General features: G+C 45.4%; 7 protein-coding genes. 2 read left to right on the top strand and 5 right to left on the bottom strand.

Going from position 1 to position 5,831, the window contains the following annotated elements:
* Positions 1–46 precede the first annotated feature (46 nt).
* A complete protein-coding gene (locus Q0369_RS00445; protein WP_298094488.1) occupies positions 47–427 on the top strand; it encodes a CrcB family protein in 381 nt (126 codons plus the stop codon).
* A 562-nt stretch (positions 428–989) separates the two neighbouring features.
* Here the strand turns inward: Q0369_RS00445 and Q0369_RS00450 are convergent.
* From Q0369_RS00450 to Q0369_RS00470, 5 genes are all read right to left on the bottom strand, one after another.
* Complete coding sequence (locus tag Q0369_RS00450; RefSeq protein WP_298094491.1) at positions 990–2,147, bottom strand: hypothetical protein; 1,158 nt, start codon at positions 2,145–2,147, stop codon at positions 990–992.
* Between the two features lie 68 nt (positions 2,148–2,215).
* Complete coding sequence (locus tag Q0369_RS00455; protein WP_298094495.1) at positions 2,216–3,205, bottom strand: hypothetical protein; 990 nt, start codon at positions 3,203–3,205, stop codon at positions 2,216–2,218.
* Positions 3,206–3,281: 76 nt separating this feature from the next.
* A complete protein-coding gene (locus Q0369_RS00460; protein WP_297989434.1) occupies positions 3,282–3,875 on the bottom strand; it encodes a hypothetical protein in 594 nt (197 codons plus the stop codon).
* A gap of 271 nt (positions 3,876–4,146) precedes the next feature.
* Positions 4,147–4,359 carry a 30S ribosomal protein S21 gene (gene rpsU / locus Q0369_RS00465; protein WP_005869392.1) on the bottom strand — a complete coding sequence of 71 codons (213 nt, stop codon included), beginning with the start codon at positions 4,357–4,359 and terminating at the stop codon, positions 4,147–4,149.
* A gap of 51 nt (positions 4,360–4,410) precedes the next feature.
* On the bottom strand, positions 4,411–5,043 hold the full coding sequence (locus Q0369_RS00470) for a hypothetical protein (protein ID WP_298094498.1): 633 nt from the start codon (positions 5,041–5,043) through the stop codon (positions 4,411–4,413).
* Positions 5,044–5,214: 171 nt separating this feature from the next.
* On the opposite strand from Q0369_RS00470, the gene nrdD reads away from it, so the two are divergent.
* On the top strand, positions 5,215–5,831 hold a 617-nt coding region (gene nrdD, locus Q0369_RS00475; RefSeq protein ID WP_298094501.1), incomplete at its 3' end, for an anaerobic ribonucleoside-triphosphate reductase.

Raw genomic sequence — 5,831 nt, forward strand, 5'->3', positions numbered from 1 at the left:
AGGCTAGAGAGCGAAATAAAATTTACAAATTTTAAAAGGACTTGGATTGACGAACTTGATTTTAGCGGGGCTAGGCGGCTGTGTAGGCGCGATGGCGCGAGTAGGCCTAAGCGGAGCGATCGCGCGCGCAATGGATCGCGCCGGATTTTGGAGTGCGTTTCCGATCGCTACTTTTTGCGTGAATGCGCTGGGAAGCCTGCTGATAGGGTTTTTACTCGCACTAAATTTAACGCATAGCCTGCGGATATTTTTTGTCGCAGGCGCGCTGGGCGGCTTTACGACATTTTCTACGTTCAGCTACGATACGCTGCAATTGTTGCTGGCGCGAGAATTTGCTATCGGTGTGCTAAACGCGGTCTTAAGCGTATGCGTCTGTATGCTTTTTTGCTACGCTGGGCTGCTCGCAGGCAGAGCGCTTGCAGGCTAGCCGTGGAGCACATGAGCTTTAAATTTAAATCGCCTCTATGTTTGCGCTTTTAAATCAAAATTTATTGAAAGTGCCTGTGCTACAGAATTTTATTGCGCGCATGTGCTGCAAAATCTGCGAGCGATGGGCACAATCCCACACGCCGTGCAGTTTTGCGAAAGGGCGCGCAGCAAGTAGTTTCGCAAAGTGCAATAGCTATCAAGACAAGCGAAAAGTAAAGCGAGCAAGAGGAATTGTAGCTAAATAATTGTGCTCGGCGTCGGGTAGGCTGGCAAAATCCAGATAAATTTGAAATTTGCGTGCATTCTCTGCGTATCTTGTTTACCGCAGCTTTGTAAAATTTCGCTATCTTGCGCCTAGCTATCGCGACGCCCTAAAAATTTCGCTGTCTTGGCGCGGATAAAATAAACCTAAGTCGCGCGATAAATTTTAAAAGCTCCGCGGGCAAATTTTAAGGCCTGAAGCTTAGAATTTTAAAATTCTCGCATAAATTTTAAAAGCTAAATTAAAGCGCGCCGAAATCACGATCTTATATGCCAAATCCTGCAGCGCTATCTTAGATTTATCGCAAGCGACTGCGAGCCCTCTTAATTTCGTTTCTGCAGATTTCATTAACCTGCTCACCCTCGCTATTTCGCAAGATAACCTCGTAGTCCGTGATTTCACGACCTTTGTTATACCCTTCAATATATCTGAATCTCGATAAAACTATTTTAAAGGATTCCACGTCGTCTAAAGTATACTTATCGCCGAGCTTTACGTAGTTAAAATTCCTACTAGTAAGCGTATGAAAATTATTAAATTTTTGCTTTAAATTTAGCGTATAAATTGCCGTAGATGCAGCGCCGTTATCGCAGCTATTGATTTTGCTCTCATCAAAGGCAAGCGCGAGGCAAATTTCATCTCCGCAGATTACCTTTATGTCTTTAGCGCGACTGTTTATACGGATGGTCTGTCGCCACCCATCGCCCTCTATCTCAAAGACGTTGCGAGCGAGTTTTTTGGCTATTTCATCTCCGACATAGCCTCTGGCTTCTGGTTTATCAGCCCAACCAAGCGCAGAGTAGTTCGGTTTTTGCGGAAAATCCGCAAGCGGAGTTTGAAGCTCGCTTATAGCATTTAAATTTTCCTCGGTGCCTTGTGGAGCCGCAAAAGAGGTGCCCCTCATAGAGTGTAGATTAAAGAAGCCGATAAATTTCCTCACGACCTTATACGCCGTTTGAGAAAATATCTTGGCTTCATTTTCAAAAAGCGAAATATCGTAGATGCCGTAGCTATAATATCCAAGCTCTCCACTTACCCACCTTTCGTCCGGCGAACGATCGATCTCGTCGTATCCATAGTAGCGCTCTGGCATATCTTTTTGTAGCAAGAAGTCGTCGCTATCGCTGTCTTTATACCTAAGCCAGACCCCAAAATCGTCCTTAATGTATAGATAATCAAACTTTGCACCTCCTGCGAATTTTTTCTCGCCTAGCCAAAATACGGGCCTTTTGTCTAAGGGTGGCAGAGCGGCGACCGGGGGCAAATTTTGCAGCTCTTTTTCAAATTTTTCATCGATATAATCGCAAGCGCTAGTGGGCATACTAGGATCGCAACCCTCGGGCGTATCGGATGAAAAAAGCAAATTTAAAATCACAAATATATACAGCACAAAAAGCACGCATGCAACGCTCACGACCAAGGCGGTAATTTTTAAAATTTTTATAAAAGTTTTCATATCTAAATTTTACCTCGTTGCACCTAAAAAGCATAAAATTTTGCTTTAAATTTGAAATCCTCCGCGTATTATCTGTACGCTTCGCCTATTGCTTCTCTTAGGCTTTTTAGTAGCTCGTCTGTGGCTTTCGCTTTATCGCGCGCGCCGCGATTTTTGCCGTTTGAGGCGCCCGCTTCGGCGCCCTTTACGCAGTCTTGCACGAAATACCACCAAAAATACCCGCCCACGTAGTTTTGCACGTAGCGCGGCATCGTATAATACCGCCTCATCATCGCCTTTTTGCTCGCCTGCGTAGCGTCCGACGCCGTGTTTCCGGACTCGCCGATGCCGAGCTTTGAAGCGGGGAAGGCGCTTTGCAGATCGGTAAAAATTTCGTTCCAATCAGGCGCAAAGCCCTCGTTATCGTCCTCGTAGTAGCTTACGAAAAGATAATCCAGCCCCTCTTTCATATCTTGCGGTACGAATTTTTGCAGCCACTCGCGCATCTGCGTTTTCTGCGCTCCGCTCGGTGTATAATATGCCGTAAGCGCCGTTTTGGCGCCCTTTTTGTGGATGAGCTCGAAGGCCGCGATCATCTTGGCGGCGATGAAATTCGCATCGTCCCCCAGCCAGCCTTCGCCGTTTATTTCGTTGCCGATCTCCCAGATCGCGACGTAGGGCGCGAGAGCAGCGAAGGCGTCCGCAAACCTCTTTTCGTAGCTTTTCACGCTTTTGTACGAGCTCATCTCGTAGGAGTCCACGGGGCAGGCCATCACGTACGAAACCTCGCTAAGCCGCCTAAAAAGAGGCTCATACTCGCGCGCTGCGATATCTTTTGACATAACGACGCGCACGGTGGGTTTTACGGGTAGGGCTTGCAGGGCGCGCACGATGCTCTGTAGTTTCGCGCCCGAGGCATCTTGCGCGTCCTCGTACCAGCCGTCGTCGATCGTAACGCCCCAGATGAAGTCGGATTTAGAATTTTGCTTTGAAATTTTATTTGGATTTTCGCCGTAAAGTACGCCGCAAAACAGCGCTCCGCAAAATAGCGCAAGAAATATGTGTTTGAAATAGACCACGGCTTGCTCCTTGATTTTAAATTTTAAAAATTTAGCTCTTTGCTGGTCTTTTCACAACCGATCAAGCAATCAAAATTTATCTTTTGCCTCTAAGATCATAAGAATAATACGAACGAGAAAAACCCTCTACGCTGAATATAGCAAAAGCGTTAAGCGCAAGAGCCGCTAAGCTGAGCAGCACCGTAGCAGGCAGCGAAAAACGCGCCAAAAACGCATTTGCAATAGCTGCAAGTACAAGCGCGATAAAGCAATATGAAAATATCGCAACTCCGCTAGTATCGGCAAGCTCCTGATAAAATCTATAAAAAAACAGAAACGATGCGATGAATCCCAATGCAAGTAGTATTTGAGCGATGATGCCGCCCGCTAAAAATATAAATAGCAATACGCCTATAAATATCGCCGCAAAGGCAATGGCTACGTTGCGCAAAAGGCTGCGGCTTACGGTAAGTTTAGAGATATTATAAATGCTAAAGATAAAAAGCACGAATGCCGCTGCGCTTAGTAGCACTCCTAATCCGCCGTAAATTCCTAATAGCAATAGCACCAGTTCGGCTATAGCTTTTAAGGCGCAGGCCGCGATGAAGGTGTATTTGATGAGTGCTACTTCTTTTTCTTGCGGGTTTGAGGGTTGCTGGTCTTGAGTGTGCAGGTAGTCGTTTAAGTCCATGGTTGCTCCTTGAAATTTATGTAGAAGTATATCTAAAAAACGAATAGGTAAAAATAAATTTCAAAATTTAGTGGCGCGCGGGCGGATATGTCGTATAAAGCAGGCGCCGCAAAAAGGCGGGTAAATTTAAGAGATAAATTTTAAAATTTAGATTGGAATTTCGGCGCTGCCGGGGCGGGTAAAATTTTAAGCGGGCTGTAAATTTAAAAAGATGTGAGATAAAATTTCGCGCAGATCTGCAAATTTAAAATCCGCAAATCCGCGCAAACTGCTACAAGCGTGACTCGTAGCGACGTAGCGTGTAAAGACGTTTAAGCATCTTTTTGCGAGCTGAAATTTTTTGCTTTTTGCGGACTTCCGTCATCGGCTCGAAAAATCTTCGCGCGCGCACCTCGGTAACGACTAGGTTACGATCGGTCTGCTTCTTAAAGCGTCTGTAAGCTTCGTCAAATGATTCGTTCGGATATACCTTTACTCCAGGCACTTTCCTCACCGCCTTTCAAAAAAATAAGTCGTAAGTTTAGCGAAAAATTCTTTAAATTTGCTTTTGAAGCTCTCTTTTGTATTTCCACACGCTTTTGTTGTTGCGAGTATCTATCATCGAAAGCTCTAAAAGCAGGCTTTCGCTTGCTTGCGCGGTAGATTTTTTAGCTGCATAATTTAAGCTTTTTACTTTTTTAGATCCTGCTTTACCGTCGTTTGCCACAGCAGGGCTTTGCGGTAGAATTTTACCTACCAAGATGTAATCCGGCGCGTAGATCGAGCCGCTTTCTACGGCGTGATAGTCACGGCTTACGCCATCGTTGCTAAATACGAGTTCATCTTTACTTGGGGCGTCTGTGACGACTGCTTTGCCTGAATGCAGCAGCGAAATTCTAATTTTTTTGCTCAAAAATTCCGCATCCACGCCGTGCGCGTTCGTTCCATCCAGCGGTTCGATGCCGACGACGCTGAATCTACCGCCTCTCTTGCCGACGATACGCTTTGAGAGTAGATCAGCGATGCTTTCGCCTGCGATGCGCTCCAGATATGCGTTTGGATATCCTGCGTGATCGATGCCTCCTGCAAGTGCCGAATTATCCGTGCTTTTAGAGCCTTTAAGCGCAGCGCAGCCCGCTAAAAAGGCACACAGCAAGATCACGAAAAAACTTATTTTAAAATTTTTCATAGCATTTCCAAATTTTATAAAATAAACTCCGCGATTATAGCGAGATTTGGTTAAATTTCGTTTTTTATAAGCAAAATTTGTAACGGATATTCCGCTCGTTCCTTTAATTTTGAGTTAAAGATTCCTTGATATACTTTCTGCCAATTTATTCAGAAAATTCTCGGGGTGCTTATGAAAAAAATCATTAAAAGAGACGGAAGTTTTCAAGAATTTCAATCCTACAAAATAAAAGATGCTATCAAAAAAGCCTACAAAAGCGCGGGTAGCGAGTTTGACGAAAAAGTCTTCGATAACGTAATGGGCGCGATCGTTTTTAAAGATAAATTAAGCGTCGAAGATATTCAGGATATCATCGAGAAAAAACTCTTCGAAGCGGGCGATTTCGACGTTTTGAAAAGCTTCATGATCTACCGCCACACGCATAAGATGCAGCGTGAGCATATTTTGGGGCTTGAGGAGGATACGACTTATATCAACTGCACCCAGACGGTCAATGAATACATCAGCAAGCAGGATTGGCGAATTTTAGCAAATTCCAATACCAGCTACTCAAACGCAGGCCTGATAAACAACACTGCCGGCAAGGTCATCGCAAACTACTGGCTCGATAAAATTTACTCTCGAGAGGAGGGCGCAGCGCACCGAAACGGAGACTACCATATTCACGATCTGGACTGCCTTACGGCGTATTGCGCAGGCTGGAGCTTGCGCGTGCTTCTAAACGAGGGCTTTAACGGCGTGCGCGGCAGGGTCGAGAGCAAGGCGCCGAAGCATTTCCGCGAAGCGCT

Source organism: uncultured Campylobacter sp. (genome assembly GCF_938030685.1).
Classification (GTDB): Bacteria; Campylobacterota; Campylobacteria; order Campylobacterales; family Campylobacteraceae; genus Campylobacter_B.